We start from the raw sequence: 18,039 nt of genomic DNA on the forward strand, positions 1-18,039 counted from the left end.
TCGTTTATAAATCCAGTTCTAATAAAATTGGACAATGATCACTGTGTACGGCTTCTGTAAGTATAACGCTTCGTTTTATCTTTTCTTGTAATGGAGCACTTACCATAGCGTAATCTAATCTCCAACCTTTGTTATTTGCTCTAGAATTTGCTCTGTAACTCCACCAAGAATACTCTTGACGTTCTGGATGTAAATATCTAAAACTATCTATAAATCCGCTATCTATAAATTCGCCCAACCATTCGCGTTCTTCAGGTAAAAAACCTGAAACACCTTTCATTTTTGGATTATGAATATCTATCGCTTCGTGACAAATATTATAATCGCCAACAATGACCAAATTGGGTTTCTCTTTTTGTAAGTTGTTTAAATATTCATGAATTAAATCCATGTATTCAAACTTATGCGACAATCGTGCTGCATTAGTTCCTGATGGTAAATACATACTCATCACAGAAACATCGTCGTAATCTACTCTGATATTTCTACCTTCAAAATCCATCGATTCTATTCCTGTACCATATTCAATATGGTTAGGTTCTTCTTTACACAAAATAGCAACTCCGCTGTACCCTTTTTTCTGAGCACTATACCAGTAATTATAGTTATAACCTGCTTCTGTAAACAAGTTAAGATCTAATTGATCTTCTTGCGCCTTTATTTCCTGTAAACAAATTACATCTGGACTCGTCGCTTTTAACCATTCTACAAAACCTTTTTTTACGGCTGCTCTAATGCCATTTACATTGTAAGACACAATTTTCATATTGTCATTTTCTGATGAACCGCTAAATTAAATAATACTGTACTTTTACCCTATAAATTTATACTGCTTTTAACGATAAAATATTTTAAGTTTTAAGCAGTTATTATTCTACATGAAGCATTCGTTACTTTTTCTATTAGTTCTATCTAGTTTTTTGGGCTTTTCCCAAGAGCAGAATAGCAATTATATTCAAAAGAAAGTAGCCGTTACAGATTCTATTCAAATAGATTCTGTTAGTATTAACCCTTCACGATTTATCGTTAGAACAAAAGATAACAAAATTTTAGACTCTACGTTATATACTGTAGATTTTGCAAAAGCCATTTTACGTTTTAAGCAGCCTACCAAAATAGATACCATTCAAATAAACTATTTACAATATCCAAAATTCTTAACAAAGATTTACAGACAATTAGATGATGGTGTTATTGTAGATCGCTCATCAAAATTTCAAAAATTATATACGTTACAGAATACAACTTCTAAAAACACATTTACACCTTTTGATGGCTTAACCACATCTGGAAGTATTTCAAGAGGTGTTACTATTGGAAATAATCAGAATTCTGTTTTAAATAGCGAATTAGATTTGCAAATTTCGGGTAAACTAAGTGATAAAGTTTCGTTGAGAGCCTCAATTCAAGATGCCAACATTCCATTGCAAGAAAGTGGTTATTCACAACGTTTAGATGAATTTGATCAAGTTTTTATTGAATTATTTAGCGACGATTGGAATATACGTGCAGGAGACATTGACTTAGAAAATACCCAAAGTTATTTTGCAAGCTTCTCTAAACGTGTTCAAGGGCTATTAGTAAATGCTAATTTGAGCGAAAAAACTTCAGTTTTTGCTTCAGGTGCCTTAGTACGCGGACAATTTACAACAACACAATTTACAGCACAAGAAGGTAACCAAGGCCCTTACAAATTAACCGGTTCTAGTAATGAATTATATGTACTCGTTGTCTCTGGTAGTGAAACAGTTTACGTCAATGGTGTGCCATTAGAACGTGGAGAAAACAACGATTATATTATTGATTATAATGCTGGTGAAATTTCTTTTAATCCTACATTTCCTATTACGTCAGAAATGCGAATTACAGTCGATTATCAATTTAGCGAACGTAATTATTCACGATTCACCGTTTTTGGAGGTGCAAGTTTTGAAACAGAAACCTTAAAATTAAATGTTTCCGTTTATTCTGAAAGTGATGCTAAAAATCAACCTCTACAACAAAACCTATCTACAGAACAAACTCAAATTTTAGCCAATGCTGGTGATGATGTAAATTTAATGACAGCCGCATCTGCAACAGCAACTACATATTCTGAAAACCGAATTTTATACAAAAAAGAATTATTTGGCGCAGAAGAAATTTTTGTATTCTCTAATAATGCCGAAGATGAATTATTCAGTGTTAGCTTTACTTTAATTGGAGAAAATCAGGGAAATTATATTTTAACCAACTCAAATGCTATTAATAATATTTACGAATATATAGCACCAATCGCTGGCATTCCTCAAGGAAATTACGAGCCCATTACACAATTGGTTGCACCAGAACGTTTACAAATTGCAATCGTTAATGGTCAATACAAACCTTCAGAAAAAACAGATCTCTTTTTTGAATTGGCAGGAAGTAAAAAAGACAGCAATTTATTTTCTGATTTAGACGATGATGATAACGATGGTTATGCCGGAAAATTCACCTTAAAGCAAAATCTTATTCAATCGGATAGCCTTTGGAATTTATCTGCAATCGTCGATGCTGATTTTATTCAAAAAGACTTTAATACCATTCAACGTTTATATAGAGCAGAATTTACGCGCGATTGGAATTTAGACACTTCTGAAACTACAGACGAAACCTTAAACTACGGAAATCAATTGTTATTTACTTCCGGACTTAGATTAGCACATGCAAAGAAAGGAGTGGCTACCTATAATTTTGAACATTTAAACTACGCTGAAAACTTCAATGGAAATAGACATAACATAACGACCAATTTACGATTGAATGATTTTAAGATTTTCTCAAATTCTAGTATCCTAAAGAATGAGAGCACCATTAATCGTTCTACTTTTTTACGCTCTTTTAATAGTGTAGTTTACGGTAAAAATAATAAATGGGCTGGTGCAAAATTTTCTACAGAAGACAATGAGCAACGTGCTATTGCTACAGATTCTCTAACCACATTAAGTCAACGGTTTAGAGCTTACGAGGCTTTCGTTGGCATAGGAGATAGTACTCAAGTTTATGCAGAAGTAGGTTACATTAAACGCTACAATGATAGTTTACGCAACAATAACTTGGAGCGCGTTAACAGTTCTAATACCTATTATTTAAAATCACGATTAATTCAGAATAAAAACACAAGTCTACAAGTATTTTTGAATTACAGAGATTTAAAATCCGAAGATAGCAGCACAGAAGACGAACAAAGTTTAAATAGTAGATTAAATTTTAATCAGAAGTTATTTAATAATCTCATCGTTTCAAACACCAGTTTTGAAACCAATTCAGGAACATTAGCACAACAAGATTTTACGTATGTAGAAGTCGAAGCAGGACAAGGAGCCTATACTTGGATTGATTATAATGACAATGGCATACAGGAATTAGACGAGTTTGAAATTGCCCAATTTACAGATCAAGGAAGTTACATTAGAGTCTTACTACCTAACCAAGTTTATGTTCAGACGCATCAAAATCGGTTTGGACAAACACTTACTATAAATCCGCAACCCTGGAGTGTTTCTGAGGATAAATCGAAACAATTTTGGTCGCACTTCTATGATCAAGCGTCATTTATTGTAGATAGTAAAAAATTAAAAAACGGAAATTCATTTAATTTGAATCCTTTTGAAGCTTTAAAAGATGATTTAGACACGGACGATTATGTATCGCTAAATTACAGCGTTAGAAATGTTCTGTTTTTAAATAGAGGAAAACAACACTACACTACGTCTTATACGTTTCTAACTAATAAGAGTCGTAATTTATTGTCTACAGGAATTCAACAGAATAAAACTAATAATCACCAACTTAATTTTAATCATAAATTCAATGTAAATTGGTTAGTAACGTCCTTAGCAAGTTTAGGAACTAAAGAAAGTAAAAGTGAAAATTTCACCAGTCAAAATTACACCATTGACGAATACTTATTTCAACCAAAAATGAGTTATTTATTTAATGAAAACGCTCAATTTGACATCTTTTACCAATACACGTCAAAAGAAAATACTTCAGGAAGTTTAGAATCTTTAGCCCAAAACAATTATGGCTTATCCTTCACGTATAACAATGCTCAAAAAATAGCATTAACAGGAGAATTTAATTATTTTAAAAATGAATTTGAAGGCAATTCCAATTCGCCTGTGGCCTACCAAATGTTAGAAGGTTTACAACCTGGAAAAAACTTTACATGGAGTTTATTAGCACAAAAAAAACTGACTAAATATTTAGATTTGAATTTAAATTATTTTGGACGAAAATCAGAAACATCAAAAATGATTCATACAGGAACGGTTCAGTTGAAAGCTTATTTTTAGAAAACTGCAAAACTCTTTCAAAATACATGTCCATACAATTTGTTTAAAACCTTTAAAAAAGGTATACTTCCAAAATAACACTAAAACGTATTAATGAAAGATTTTGTAATTGTAGGTGCAGCACAAGCAGGTCTTTCTATGGCTTATTTTCTAAAGCAAAATGACAAAGATTTTCTAATTATTGATAAAGAACAAGAGATTGGAGCATCATGGCTTAAACGTTGGGATTCTTTAAAACTATTTACACCAACAGAATTTAATCATTTAATAGGAATGCCATTTCCGGCAGCAAAAGGTCATTATCCTGATAAGTATGAAATAGCATCCTATTTTAAACAATACGCAGAAACATTTGATTTCCCTATTCAGTTAAACACTATGGCTGAACGTATTGAAAAATCGGATGATACATTTATAATAAAAACCAATCAACAAGAAATTACCTGCAAACACGTAATTATTGCTACAGGTCCATTTCATATTCCTTTTACACCAAAATTTCATAAAAATCTTTCAGAAACCATATATCAGGTTCACAGTAACTATTATAAAAGCCCTAAACAATTACAAAAAGGATCTACTTTAGTTGTTGGTGGTGGAGATAGCGGGTTTCAAATTTTAAATGAAATTTCTAAGAACACCACCGAAACTACTTATTTTTCGGGTAGTACAGATATTAGAACATTACCTCAAGAGATTTTAGGAAAAACACTCTGGTGGTGGTTTACTAAAACAGGATTTTTAAGTTTTAGTAAAACGTCATGGATTGGTAAAAAGATAAATAAATCTAAACAACCTATTATTGGAACCGATGTGAAAAGCATTATAAAACGTGATAATGTAGAGGTTGTTGGTCACACGCTTGACACTGAAGAAAACACCATAAAAACAGCAACTAAAGAACTTACAGATGTAAAGAATATTATTTGGGCTACAGGCTACAAACCCAATTTTGAATGGATAAATAATATTGAGCTTTGCAAGGATGGCTATCCAATACACCAAAGAGGAATTAGCACAACAAAAGGACTTTATTTTATTGGTTTACCTTGGTTGCATACTCGAGGTTCTGCAACTTTAGGTGGCATAAAAAAAGACGCCACTTACTTAGCTAACAAGATTCTTTAGGAGTGTTACATTTTTAATATGCATTTAAACTATTCTATTTAAAAGCAAAATGCCCAAACGTAATAGTTTTGGGCATTTTTTATAATTGAGATTCCTGCATTTGCAATAATCTGTTACTTCATTCTCTGTAGCCAATGCTTCACATCAACCTCAGCTTTTATAATATCTTTTAAATCTTCAATCTTTACACGTTTTTGTTCCATGGTATCTCTATGACGAATCGTTACCATATTGTCATTCAAAGTATCATGATCTACTGTGATACAAAATGGTGTTCCGTTAGCATCTTGCCTTCTGTAACGTCTTCCAACCGCATCTTTTTCATCGTAAGTAACATTGAAATCCCATTTTAAATCTTCAACAATTTTACGTGCAACTTCTGGTAAGCCATCTTTTTTAACTAACGGCAAAATAGCTGCTTTTGTTGGTGCTAACACTGCAGGTAATCTTAAAACAGTTCTAGTAGTATTGTTTTCTAATTCTTCTTCAACTAAAGCGTTTGAAAACACAGCTAAGAACATTCTATCTAAACCAATAGACGTTTCTAAAACGTAAGGTGTGTAATTAGCTTTCTCTTCATGGTCAAAATATTGTAATTTTTTACCTGAAAATTCTTCATGTTGTTTTAAATCGAAATCTGTACGCGAATGAATCCCTTCCAATTCTTTAAACCCAAATGGGAATTTGAATTCGATATCTGTAGCAGCATCTGCGTAATGAGCTAATTTCTCATGATCATGAAAACGGTAATTATCTGCTCCCATACCAAGCGATAAATGCCATTTCATACGTGTTTCTTTCCAATGCTCAAACCATTCTTTTTGTGTACCTGGTTTTATAAAAAATTGCATTTCCATTTGTTCAAACTCACGCATTCTAAAAATAAATTGTCTTGCAACAATCTCGTTTCTAAACGCTTTTCCTGTTTGAGCAATTCCGAAAGGAATCTTCATACGTCCTGTTTTCTGAACGTTTAAGAAATTCACAAATATACCTTGCGCTGTTTCTGGTCTTAAATATAAGTCCATTGCTGTTTCTGCAGAAGCACCAAGCTTAGTCCCAAACATGAGGTTAAATTGCTTAACGTCTGTCCAGTTTTTACTTCCTGCAACAGGACAAGCAATTTCCAATTCTTCAATTAACGCTTTTACATCCGCTAAATCTTCATTTTCTAAAGACTGCCCTAAACGCTTCAAAATAGAATCAATTTTTTCTTGGTAACCAACCACACGAGGATTGGTAGCTAAAAATTCTTCTTTGTTAAAAGCATCTCCAAAGCGTTTTGCTGCTTTTTTAACTTCCTTTTCAATCTTGTTTTCAATTTTAGCGCAATAATCTTCCACTAAAACATCTGCTCTGTAACGTTTATTAGAATCCTTATTATCAATTAAGGGGTCACTAAAAGCATCTACGTGTCCAGAAGCTTTCCAAGTTGTTGGATGCATAAATATTGCAGCATCAAGGCCTACAATATTTTCATTCATTTGTACCATGGCTTTCCACCAATAGTCTCTAATATTTTTCTTTAATTCTACTCCATTTTGAGCATAATCATATACTGCGCTTAGTCCATCATAGATTTCACTACTCTGAAACACGTAACCATACTCCTTTGCGTGAGAGATTACTTTTTTAAATTGATCGTCGTTTGCCATAATACTGCAAAAATAGAAAACCACTCTGATTTACAGAGCGGTTTTTTAAAAATTATATCGTTAATGTTATATTTAATTATTTTAACTCAATACTTGTACTTGCTATCTTTACGTTTTCATGAAAAACATTGATAAAATAGTAACCTTTTGAAAAGGGCTGATCGTTTTTATCTTTTACAATAGCCATACAAACTTCTAAATTTTGATTGGTATAATTTATAACTTCTTTTTTGCTGTAATTCAAAGAAGTTTTACCAAAAAACATTTCTCCTTTATCAGAAACTACATTGCCCTGAGGACTTACTATTTGCAAGTAAATATCTTTTTCACCTTTTAAAGCTAACGGGTTTTCATTAAGCGTCATGCAAACATCAATAGTATTGGCGCGCCTTGCACGATCTGTAAAACGTTTTTTACCAGATTTTAACTTGTAAGCTTGTACACTAATATGACTACTTTTTAATAGTGCTGCATTATCTATAGATTCATGCAAAGCATTATTAGCGTCTTCTAAATCATTAATAGTTACTTTATTACTTTTTATAGTATTTAAAGCATATCGCTTTTCTTTCTTTAACTCTAGATTTGCAGAATTCAGAGAATCTATAGTACTAAGAAGTACTTTACTCTTGGATTTTAAAACTATAAGTTGCTCTTTGTACTTAGTGACTATAAATAAATCACCTTTTAATAATCTTAAAGAATCTAAGGCATTCTTAGTTTCTAATTTTGCTTCGTCTAATTGAGAAGCCATAAGATTATAGTCTTGGCTCAGTTCGTCGTAACTTGATAATAATCCTGATAGTTCAGTTTCTATCAAAACTTTTTCTTGTTTTAAGAATTCTTCGTAAGATTCAATGGACTTATATTTATTAAAGCTATATATTCCTAAAACAGTTAAGACTACTAATAAAGAACTTATAATTAATCTATAATTAAATAGCTGAGGGTTAACTATCATTATTATTTTTATTAATTTAATACCAAAATAGAACTAATTGAAACCTAACACTCTTTTATTCGATTAAGTGATGAAAAACTTGTTAAACTTATTTTTTCCTCTGGTTTGCGACGCCTGTAACAATGCTTTAGGTGATAATGAAGTGGTTTTATGCACTCCTTGTAGGCATCATCTACCTGTTACTAACTTTCATTTTAATGCTGCAGAAGATGTTAAGAAGGTAGTTTATGGACGCGTAAAATTAGAAAATGCAACTGCATTATTACATTTTTCTAAAAAAGGAATTGTTCAGCAAATACTTCATAATTTAAAATATAGAGGTCATGAAGGTATAGGTGAATTTTTTGGAAAGTGGCTTGGCGCGGAATTAGCAACTGTAGACGCTTATAAAAATATTGATGTCATTATACCTGTTCCATTATACAAATCTAAACTAAGAAAACGGGGTTATAATCAGGTGACTAAATTTGGTAAAGAAATTGCAAAAGCACTAAATACAGACTATAATGAGACCGTTTTAATAAAAACAAAATCTTCTAAAACGCAAGTTTTTAAAGGTCGTATAAAGCGTTGGAACGACGATGGAGCTTTATTTGATATTTCTGAAAACCAATCATTAATAGGTAAACACATTTTATTGGTAGATGACATTATTACAACTGGAGCCACTGTAGAAGCGTGCGCAACCGTTTTATTAAAAATTGATAATATTAAGTTAAGTCTTGCTACCTTAGCAATAGCAGATTAGATTTTTCGTTACTATGATTTAATATTGTTTCTTTGTGCTAAATTATTTTCAATCGATGCGTTTATCTTTAGTTCGAATTTTAAGTTTGATTTTAATTGCAATTACTATTGCAAGTTGTGCCAATCGTGGCACTCCATCCGGAGGAGAAAAGGATATTTTACCTCCTGAAATAACCAAATCTGTACCAGAAAATTTCTCTACTAACTTTAAAGGTGATGAAATTAGAATTTATTTTAATGAATACGTTAAAATAAAAGACCTCCAAAAACAACTTATAGTGTCTCCTCCTATGGATAACACTCCTCTAATAACTCCATCGAGTACAGCCAGCGAATATATTTCAATAAAAATAATAGACACTTTAGAAGCCAATACAACGTATGCTTTTAATTTTGGTGAAAGTATTGTAGACAACAATGAAGGCAATCCTTATCCTTATTATCGGTATGTGTTTTCTACAGGAAATGTTATAGATTCATTATCTGTGAAAGGTTATGTTGAAGATGCTTTATTAAAGGAACCAGACACTTTTGTTTCCGTGATGCTATATGAAGTAGATTCTACTTACACAGACTCTATAGTTTACAAGGAAAAACCCAGATATATTACTAATACACTAGATAGTCTTACCACTTTTAGCATTGATAATATTAAAGCAGGATCCTATAAATTGATTGCCTTAAAGGATCAAAATTCGAATTATAAATTCAATCAAAAAAACGACAAAATAGGATTTAACGAAGGCTTTATAACAGTGCCTTCAGATTCTTCCTATAGACTAAATCTTTTCAATGAAAAGGTGAATTTTAAAGGCGTTAAACCATCACAAGATGGTGAAAGTCGAATTATCTTCCCATACGAAGGAGATTATGAAAACATGCGAATTAAAGTCCTTGGAGAAACACCTGAAAATTATAAAACAAGAATTATTAAAGATTCAGAAACAGATACGTTATATTATTGGTATAAGCCTAAATTTGAAGTTGACACCACATTTTTTATCGTTACTAACGAAAAATATATAGATACTTTTAAGCATCGCTTTAGAACGATAAAAGCAGATTCTTTAAAAATGACGGCTTTAACAAAGGGTATTATAAGATATGAAGATAATTTTACCATGGAAGCTAATATCCCTTTAACCAAAATTGATACTACAAAAATTAAATTAATAGATAAGGATTCACTTTCTGTACCTTATAGCGTGAAATACAATTCTATTTTTAATAGATATGAATTCCCTATTGATAAAAAAGAAGGACAGAAATACAATTTTACAATGCTTCCAGGTGCATTTACCGATTTCTATGATAACACCAGTTTAGACACTCTAAATTATGCGGTTAGGACTAAAATGAAATCTGAATATGGAAACATTAGAGTGAATATTAGAAACGCTAAATTGCCTTTAATTGTACAACTCGTAAACAATAAAGGCGAAGTTCTTTACGAACGTTACGCAAAAGAGTCTCCTGTGGTAGATTTCTCGGATCTTGAACCAAAGCAATATGACTTGCGTGTCATTTTTGACACCAACGGAAATGGAAAATATGATACCGGAAATTATTTACTAGGCATCCAACCTGAGCGCGTTAGTTACGCCATAAAAATTGATGAAATTAGAGCTGGCTGGAGTAATGTTGAAGAATTTACGCTTTTAGACTAAAGCTATCCTTATCATTTAAGAAATTAAGTTTTTCGCGATACTTTTTAATAGCCACTTTTTCTAAAGTTACTATTTTAACAGCTTCTTCACCTTCAGTAAAATCATCTATTGTACGTCCTAAAACATCGTAAGCAATAGAATGCCCAGAGTATTCAAAATTATTGCCATCTAGTCCTACTCTATTCACTCCTATACAATAGGTCATGTTTTCAATAGCTCGTGCTTTTAGTAAAGCATCCCAAGCCATAATTCGTACTTTTGGCCAATTGGCTACATAGATTAAAAGATCGTAATCCTCAACATTTCTTGCCCAAACAGGAAAACGCAAATCATAACAAACCAAAGGGCAAATTTTCCATCCTTTATAATTGAATATTACTTTTTCTATTCCTGCTGTATATACGTTATGTTCTCCTGCAAGAGTGAATGTATGGCGTTTATTATAAATTGTGATTTTACTAGAAGGCTCTACACAAACCATCCGATTATAAAAGTTGTTATTTTCAGAAATCACAAGACTTCCCATAATAACAGCTTGTTGATTCTTAGCTTTCTCCTTTAACCAATTTATGGTTGTTCCATCCATGGTTTCAGCAACCTTAGTAGGATTCATAGTAAAACCAGAAGTAAACATTTCTGGCAAAACAATTAAATCTACATCTGCAGTTATAGCATCGATTTTAGCATTTAATAATCGTCTGTTTTCCTCTGGATTTTCCCAAACCAAATTGGTCTGCACAATGGCTACTTTTAAATCTAAATTCATATTTTAAAATTACAAATTACATTTTAAAAAAAGGCATAAAAAAACGAGCTAAAACATAAACATTAGTTTAAGTTTTAGCTCGCCTAAGCATTAGAAACTAATTTCTATTATAGTTTACTTTTTGCTTTTTCTACTTTTTCAGTAAGCTTTTCTATTTTATCAATCCATTTGTTTTCATCTACTGGAGATAATTTCCCTTTTCTTTTTAGCTTCTCGTATTTTTTTTGTCCTTTTTCAAGGTTGCTTTCAGCTTTTTCAAAATTAGATTTAAGTTTCTCTTCTTTCTTCAAGGCTTTCTCAGCTTTCTTTTGTGCTTTTTCTGCCTTTTTCTGAGCTTTTTCAGCGGCATCCTTTTCCTTTTCTAATTTCTTAGCAGCGTCTTCTTTTTCTTTAATTGCTTTTGCTTCTTCTTTTTCAAGCTTTTTTGCAGCCGCTTCTTTTTCCTTTAAAGCCACTTCTTCTTCTTTTGCTTTTGCTGCAATCACTTTTGCTTTTGCCGCTTCTTCTTTTACTTTAGCTGCTTCTAATGTTGCCGCTGCTTCTGCTTTTGTTTTTTCTAAAATTGTAGCTGCTTCTTTAAAAATAATCGCTTTTTCCTCAAGACCTAAAGTCTCTGTGACATCTTTTCCTTCTAAAAAGATCTTTTCATTTTTAACTTCGTAAATTTTTCCTTCTTTAGTTACCTCTTGTGCAAATGATGTTAGCGATAAACTTAAGATTAATAAGACAATATAATATTTCATTTTGTATTTGTTTTAATTGTTCATTATATAGGACACAGTAATTCATGAAAAGTAACTTAAAAAGACATTTATTTTAAATTATTTTTCGCCTGATTCACTTCGGCTTTTAAATCGCCCAATTTCTCTTTCCAATCTGTGATATCATTAGGTGATAGTTTACCTTCTTTCTTTAATTTTTTAAATTTCTCTTTTTTATCATTATAACGTTCTTTAGCAGTTGAGTAGTTATCAGCATCATCTTGTTTTTTCTCAAGATTATCTTCTAAAATTTCTAATTGTTCTTCTAATTCTTTTTGTTTTTTTTCTGACTTGCTTTGAATATCTTCTTGTTTTTCAATAGCCATTTCTAACTCTTTATGCTGACTATTATACGCTTTTTTAGCTTTCCTATTATTTTCAAGCACTTTGGTTATGGATTCTTTTTCAGCTGCACTTAAATCATCAGTGACCTTAACACCATTATTTTTTATAGTATTTCCTTTTACTTCGTAAACTTCTCCATTATCTGTTATAACACGTTCACTACTTCCACAAGATGCTAAAATAAATAGTGTACTTAATAGTGTTGTTCTTATTAAAATCTTCATTGTCTTTGTTTTTATTAATTATACTAACAAGGTAGCGCATTAATAAAAACTACTTTAACTGATATAAGACTTAAATGCGCTTTAATACGTTTGCCGCTTTTTTTAAAGTTTCATCTGTTTTTGCAAAACAGAATCTTAAAACCTTATCATCTTTATCGTTCTCGTTGAAAACGGATAACGGGATAGCTGCAATTTTAAATTCTTTGGTCAGTCTTTTGGCAAAATCCACATCAAACTCGTCCGTTATTTCAGAATAATCTAACACTTGAAAATAAGTTCCTTTTGAAGGCTGAAACTTAAATCGTGATCCTGAAATTAAATTGAGAAACAAATCACGTTTCTGTTGAAAAAAAGTATTCAGGCTTAAATACGTTTCAGCATCTTGCATATAATCTGCAATGCCTTTTTGCGAAGGATGATGTACAGAAAAGACATTAAACTGATGTACTTTTCTAAATTCAGACATTAATACTTCTGGTGCACAACAGTAACCAATTTTCCAACCTGTGTTATGAAAGGTCTTTCCAAAAGAAGCGGTTATAAAACTGCGTTGTTTTAAATCCTTAAATAAACAAACGCTTTGATGTTGTGCATCATCAAAAACAATATGTTCGTAAACCTCATCACTCAACACTATAATATTTGTGTTTTTAGTTAACTTTTGAAGTTGAAGCATATCGTCTTTAGACCAAATGGTTCCACTCGGGTTGTGAGGTGAATTAATAATTATCATCTTCGTTTTAGATGATATTTTTGAAGCTACCTCTTCCCAATTCACTTTATAATTTGGCGCAGATAATTGAATAGGAATTGTTACTCCTCCATTAATTTCAACTGCTGGCTCGTAACAATCATAAGCTGGCTTAAACATAATAACCTCATCATTTGGCCTTACAAATGTTGAAATAATAGTATAAATAGCTTGAGTTGCTCCTGCTGTAACTGTAATTTCTTTTTCAGGATGATAGGTGCTTTTATACAATAACTCATATTTATGAGCTATAGCCATCCGCAAATCTAAATTCCCAGCCATTGGTGCATATTGGTTGTAACCAGTATTCATAGCTTTAGTCACCAAATCATTCAACTTTTGAGAACTTGAATAATTAGGAAAGCCCTGAGAAAGATTAATGGCATTATGTTCTTTTGCCAAAGCACTCATAACAGTAAAAATCGTTGTTCCTGTGCTTGGTAATTTAGATGTGAAATTCATAAAAAAAGTAGGCTTTATGTACAAAAACATTAAAGATATAAAACAAGCTTTTCTATCTTTACAAAAACTAATAAAATATAGGTTATGCGCTTTATAAAAATTCTCTTATTATTCTTTGTTTTTCAAGTTTCCGCTCAGCAAGGTGGTATGTGGATTCCTTCACTTTTAGAAGGTATGAACGAAGATGAAATGCAAAGTCTAGGCAGTAAATTAACGGCTCAAGATATTTACGATGTTAACAACTCTAGCTTAAAAGATGCCATTGGTCATTTTAATGGTGGTTGTACAAGTGAAGTGATTTCAAATAAAGGTTTAATTCTAACCAATCACCATTGTGGTTATGGTCAAATTCAATCACATTCGTCTTTAGAAAACGATTATTTAAAAGATGGTTTTTGGGCCATGAATTTAGAAGATGAATTACCAAACGAAGGTTTATATATTGAATTTATTGTGAGTATTCATGATGTTTCAGAAGTGGCTTTAAAAGGTATTACTGAAACCATGACTGAAACTGAAAAGCAATCTCTAATTTCAAAAAACACAAACGCAGTTTTAAAAACTTGGCCAAAAGAATCTTGGCAAGATGTAAAAACTAAAGCCTTTTATGAAGGTAATCAGTACTTTCTTTTTGTAACAGAACGTTTTGATGATATTCGCTTGGTTGGTGCACCTCCAACAAGTATAGGTAAATTTGGAAGTGACACAGATAACTGGGTTTTCCCTAGACATACTGGCGATTTTTCTATGTTTAGAATTTATGCCGATGCTAATAACAGACCTGCAAAATATAGTAAAGACAACAAACCTTATACGCCAAAACATTTCCTTCCTATCTCTTTAGATGGTGTTGAAGAAGGCGATTTTACGATGGTTTTTGGTTTCCCAGGAACTACTAGCGAATATTTACCTGCTGTGGCCATTGAGCATATTACAAAAGAATTTAATCCAACAAATATTGCCATCAGAGAAGCAGCTTTAAAAGTCATTGATGCAAAAATGAAAGAAAGTGATGCTGTTAGAATAAAATACGCTTCGAAACAAGCACGAATTGCAAACGCTTGGAAAAAATGGATTGGTGAAAATTTAGGAATTAAGAAAAGTAATGCGGTTGAAAAACGCAGAGCATTTGAAGCGACATTCACTAAAGCTTTAAAAGAAAAAGGATTAGAAGACAAATACGGTCATATCCTTCCTGAATTTGATAAATTATATAAAGATTTTGCACCTATAAATATTAAGAGAAGAAACTTTATTGAAGTCTTTTTCACTACCAATGAATTAATGCAAATGACCTTTAGAGCTTACCAAGTAGAACAAGCTCTAGTTGCAAATCCTGACAATCTTCAAAGAGGAAAAACGATATTAACAGGTCAATTTGAAGGGATTCATAAAAATTATGATGCAGAGTTAGACAAAGGTGTTTATCTTAATGTGATGCCTTTATATGGTAAAGCAGTAGATGTAAGCATTTATGACAATACGGCTTTTACTAATTTAGATTCGGCATTAAAATTATTAGAAGGTGATGCTGAAACGGTTATAAAAAACCTGAATAACGATGCTGCTTATTCGTACTCAAAACCTATTATCGCAGAGTTTTTTAATACTATAGACGCTGAATACCAACAAAAAAATGCACCTATTACAGCACTACAAACAAAATATATGACAGCACTTATGGAAGCATTACCGAATGCACGTTATTTTCCTGATGCTAATGGTACACTTCGTGTGACTTACGGACAAGTAAGAGGTTATGCACCTAGAGATGCGGTTTATTACAATCCTGTAAGTTATTTAGATGGTGTAATAGAAAAATACATACCAGATGATTATGAGTTCGATGTACCACAAAAGCTAATCGATTTATACGACGCTAAAGATTACGGACAATATGCTGATAACAACGGAAAAGTACCCGTTTGCTTTTTAGGAACCAACCACACTACAGGTGGAAACTCTGGAAGTCCTGCCATTGATGCTGAAGGTAATTTAGTAGGCTTAAACTTTGATCGCGTTTGGGAAGGTACAATGAGTGACATGAATTACGATCCTGAAATTTGCCGTAACATAATGGTAGATTTACGCTATGTTCTTTTTATAGTGGATAAATATGCTGGTGCAACCCATTTGATTGATGAAATGACCTTGGTGCATCCTAAAAAGGATGGTTCTAAGAAAAAGAAGAAAAGAAAGCGTAAAAAGAAGTAAGTAGTATTTAATTGGCAGTAGCCAATACATAAAAAAGTCCTCACAAGTTTTTAGAACTGGTGAGGACTTTTTTGATTACAGATATATAATAGAGTTACTTCAATATACTCTTCACAATTTTTAAATGATGATTGGTATGCGCTTCCAAGAATTGAACAACTCTAGATTTATTTATATTTCCAAATAAGGGATGCTTAAAATAAGCGTTATTATCTAAACTAGATATCGTTTTTATCTGCGCTCTCGCTTCTGCTAATTGTAAAATAATATCATCCTTTACTATTATTTCAGGTGGTGTAACATATTTCGGTGCTTTAGCTTTTCCTCTTGGAAAAAATCTAAATTTTAATAACAACTTACCAATAAAGCTGAAATTATCCTCATACAACGCTGGATCCGAATTCTGCATCGTTGTCACAACGGCGTTAATAACTTTTAAACTATGATCTAAATGCCATGCCACATTCGCTTTTGAAACACTTGTCTTTATAGCCTCACTATCGGTAATTAAACCTTCTATAAGGTCTAACTTATTTTGTAAAACTGTAATATCTACTGAACTCATTTTAGTTATTTATTGAAAGGTAGTTATAATAAAAAAAATCCCAAACACTAATGCTTGGGATTTTTAAAATTCAGTTTCTATTAATGAGATTGCCACGTCGCTATAAAGCGCCTCGCAATGACATTCTTAGATTAATATCTGTAATGCTCAGGCTTATAAGGCCCTTCAACTTTAACACCAATATAATCTGCTTGGTATTCTGCCAATTCAGTTAACTCAACACCAATTTTTTCTAAGTGTAATTTTGCTACTTTTTCATCTAAATGCTTTGGCAACATATAAACATCATTTCCGTAAGCTTCAGAGTTTTTCCAAAGTTCAATTTGTGCTAAAGTTTGGTTAGTAAATGAGTTACTCATTACAAAACTTGGATGTCCAGTTGCACAACCTAAGTTTACTAAACGCCCTTCGGCAAGTAAGATAATATCTTTTCCGTCGATGTTATATTTATCAACTTGAGGTTTGATAGTATCTTTAGTAGCACCATGTTTCTCGTTTAACCAACCTACTTGGATTTCGTTATCAAAGTGACCAATATTTGCTACAATAACTTTATCTTTCATTGCTTCAAAATGTTCAGCACGAACGATATCTTTATTTCCTGTAGTGGTGATAATAATATCAGAATTTCCAACAACCGTTTCTAATTTCTTAACTTCAAAACCATCCATAGCAGCTTGTAACGCACAAATAGGATCAATTTCAGTAACTGTTACAATAGAACCTGCACCTTTAAAAGAAGCCGCAGTACCTTTACCAACATCACCATAACCACAAACTGTTACACGCTTACCAGCTAACATAATATCTGTTGCTCTACGAATTGCATCTACTGCAGATTCTTTACAACCGTATTTATTATCAAACTTAGATTTTGTTACAGAATCGTTTACGTTAATTGCTGGCATTGTTAATGTACCATTTTTAACACGCTCATAAAGTCTGTGAACTCCAGTTGTAGTTTCTTCAGATAAACCTTTAATTCCATCTGCTAATTCTGGGTAACGATCTAAAACCATATTCGTTAAATCTCCACCATCATCTAATATTAAGTTTAATGGCTTACGATCTTCTCCAAAGAATAAAGTTTGCTCTATACACCAATCAAACTCTTCTTCTGTCATGTCTTTCCAAGCATACACAGCCGTTCCTGCAGCAGCAATTGCAGCAGCAGCTTGATCTTGAGTAGAAAATATATTACAAGAACTCCAAGTTACTTCAGCACCTAAAGCTTGTAATGTTTCGATTAAAACAGCTGTTTGAATCGTCATGTGTAAACAACCAGCAATACGTGAACCTTTTAAAGGTTGTTCGTCTTTATACTCTTCACGTAAACTCATTAAACCTGGCATTTCTGCTTCGGCTAAATTAATTTCTTTTCTTCCCCAAGCCGCAAGCGACATATCTTTTACCTTATTTGGTACGTAAGCAACTGATTTTGTACTCATATCTTTTTCTATGTTTTTTTATATTT

At 32.1% G+C, this 18,039-nt stretch carries 14 protein-coding genes; 5 read left to right on the plus strand and 9 right to left on the minus strand.

Going from position 1 to position 18,039, the window contains the following annotated elements:
* Window positions 1-4 precede the first annotated feature (4 nt).
* Window positions 5-766, minus strand: a complete 762-nt coding sequence (locus HM981_RS03590; RefSeq protein ID WP_179337205.1) for an exodeoxyribonuclease III — start codon at window positions 764-766, stop codon at window positions 5-7.
* Between the two features lie 112 nt (window positions 767-878).
* Between HM981_RS03590 and HM981_RS03595 the strand changes: the two genes are divergently transcribed.
* Window positions 879-4,319: a hypothetical protein gene (locus tag HM981_RS03595; protein ID WP_179337206.1), complete on the plus strand. Its 3,441-nt coding sequence runs from the start codon at window positions 879-881 to the stop codon at window positions 4,317-4,319.
* A 93-nt stretch (window positions 4,320-4,412) separates the two neighbouring features.
* Window positions 4,413-5,447, plus strand: a complete 1,035-nt coding sequence (locus HM981_RS03600; protein WP_179337207.1) for a flavin-containing monooxygenase — start codon at window positions 4,413-4,415, stop codon at window positions 5,445-5,447.
* Between the two features lie 113 nt (window positions 5,448-5,560).
* Here HM981_RS03600 and HM981_RS03605 read toward each other — a convergent pair whose 3' ends face one another.
* Together HM981_RS03605 and HM981_RS03610 are read right to left on the minus strand one after the other, a co-directional pair.
* On the minus strand, window positions 5,561-7,102 hold the full coding sequence (locus tag HM981_RS03605) for a glycine--tRNA ligase (protein WP_179337208.1): 1,542 nt from the start codon (window positions 7,100-7,102) through the stop codon (window positions 5,561-5,563).
* 76 nt (window positions 7,103-7,178) lie between these two features.
* Window positions 7,179-8,063: a hypothetical protein gene (locus tag HM981_RS03610; RefSeq protein ID WP_179337209.1), complete on the minus strand. Its 885-nt coding sequence runs from the start codon at window positions 8,061-8,063 to the stop codon at window positions 7,179-7,181.
* A 70-nt stretch (window positions 8,064-8,133) separates the two neighbouring features.
* Between HM981_RS03610 and HM981_RS03615 the strand changes: the two genes are divergently transcribed.
* Window positions 8,134-8,811: a ComF family protein gene (locus HM981_RS03615; RefSeq protein ID WP_179337210.1), complete on the plus strand. Its 678-nt coding sequence runs from the start codon at window positions 8,134-8,136 to the stop codon at window positions 8,809-8,811.
* An 85-nt stretch (window positions 8,812-8,896) separates the two neighbouring features.
* The gene (locus tag HM981_RS03620) at window positions 8,897-10,477 is read left to right on the plus strand and encodes an Ig-like domain-containing protein (protein ID WP_317167156.1); all 1,581 of its coding nucleotides are present in this window, start codon (window positions 8,897-8,899) and stop codon (window positions 10,475-10,477) included.
* Here the strand turns inward: HM981_RS03620 and HM981_RS03625 are convergent.
* The 4 genes from HM981_RS03625 to HM981_RS03640 form a co-directional block, all read right to left on the minus strand.
* Window positions 10,461-11,243 carry an amidohydrolase gene (locus HM981_RS03625; protein ID WP_179337212.1) on the minus strand — a complete coding sequence of 261 codons (783 nt, stop codon included), beginning with the start codon at window positions 11,241-11,243 and terminating at the stop codon, window positions 10,461-10,463. The two genes, HM981_RS03620 and HM981_RS03625, sit on opposite strands and share 17 nt — an antisense overlap.
* A 107-nt stretch (window positions 11,244-11,350) precedes the next feature.
* Entirely contained in the window at window positions 11,351-11,986 is a 636-nt protein-coding gene (locus HM981_RS03630; RefSeq protein WP_179337213.1) for a hypothetical protein, read from the minus strand.
* Between the two features lie 68 nt (window positions 11,987-12,054).
* Window positions 12,055-12,573: a hypothetical protein gene (locus HM981_RS03635; RefSeq protein WP_179337214.1), complete on the minus strand. Its 519-nt coding sequence runs from the start codon at window positions 12,571-12,573 to the stop codon at window positions 12,055-12,057.
* Between the two features lie 70 nt (window positions 12,574-12,643).
* Window positions 12,644-13,786, minus strand: a complete 1,143-nt coding sequence (locus HM981_RS03640; RefSeq protein WP_179337215.1) for a methionine aminotransferase — start codon at window positions 13,784-13,786, stop codon at window positions 12,644-12,646.
* Between the two features lie 84 nt (window positions 13,787-13,870).
* Between HM981_RS03640 and HM981_RS03645 the strand changes: the two genes are divergently transcribed.
* Entirely contained in the window at window positions 13,871-16,000 is a 2,130-nt protein-coding gene (locus HM981_RS03645) for a S46 family peptidase (protein WP_179337216.1), read from the plus strand.
* Window positions 16,001-16,094: 94 nt separating this feature from the next.
* Here the strand turns inward: HM981_RS03645 and HM981_RS03650 are convergent, their stop codons facing one another.
* Both HM981_RS03650 and ahcY read right to left on the minus strand, forming a co-directional pair.
* Window positions 16,095-16,565, minus strand: coding sequence for a DUF1569 domain-containing protein (locus HM981_RS03650; RefSeq protein ID WP_179337217.1), 471 nt, complete (start codon window positions 16,563-16,565; stop codon window positions 16,095-16,097).
* A gap of 131 nt (window positions 16,566-16,696) precedes the next feature.
* Window positions 16,697-18,013 (minus strand): adenosylhomocysteinase, encoded by a 1,317-nt coding sequence (gene ahcY, locus HM981_RS03655; protein ID WP_179337218.1) that lies wholly within the window; start codon window positions 18,011-18,013, stop codon window positions 16,697-16,699.
* Window positions 18,014-18,039: the final 26 nt, after the last annotated feature.

It is taken from the genome of Winogradskyella ludwigii, assembly GCF_013403985.1.
In the GTDB taxonomy this organism is placed as follows: Bacteria; Bacteroidota; Bacteroidia; order Flavobacteriales; family Flavobacteriaceae; genus Winogradskyella; species Winogradskyella ludwigii.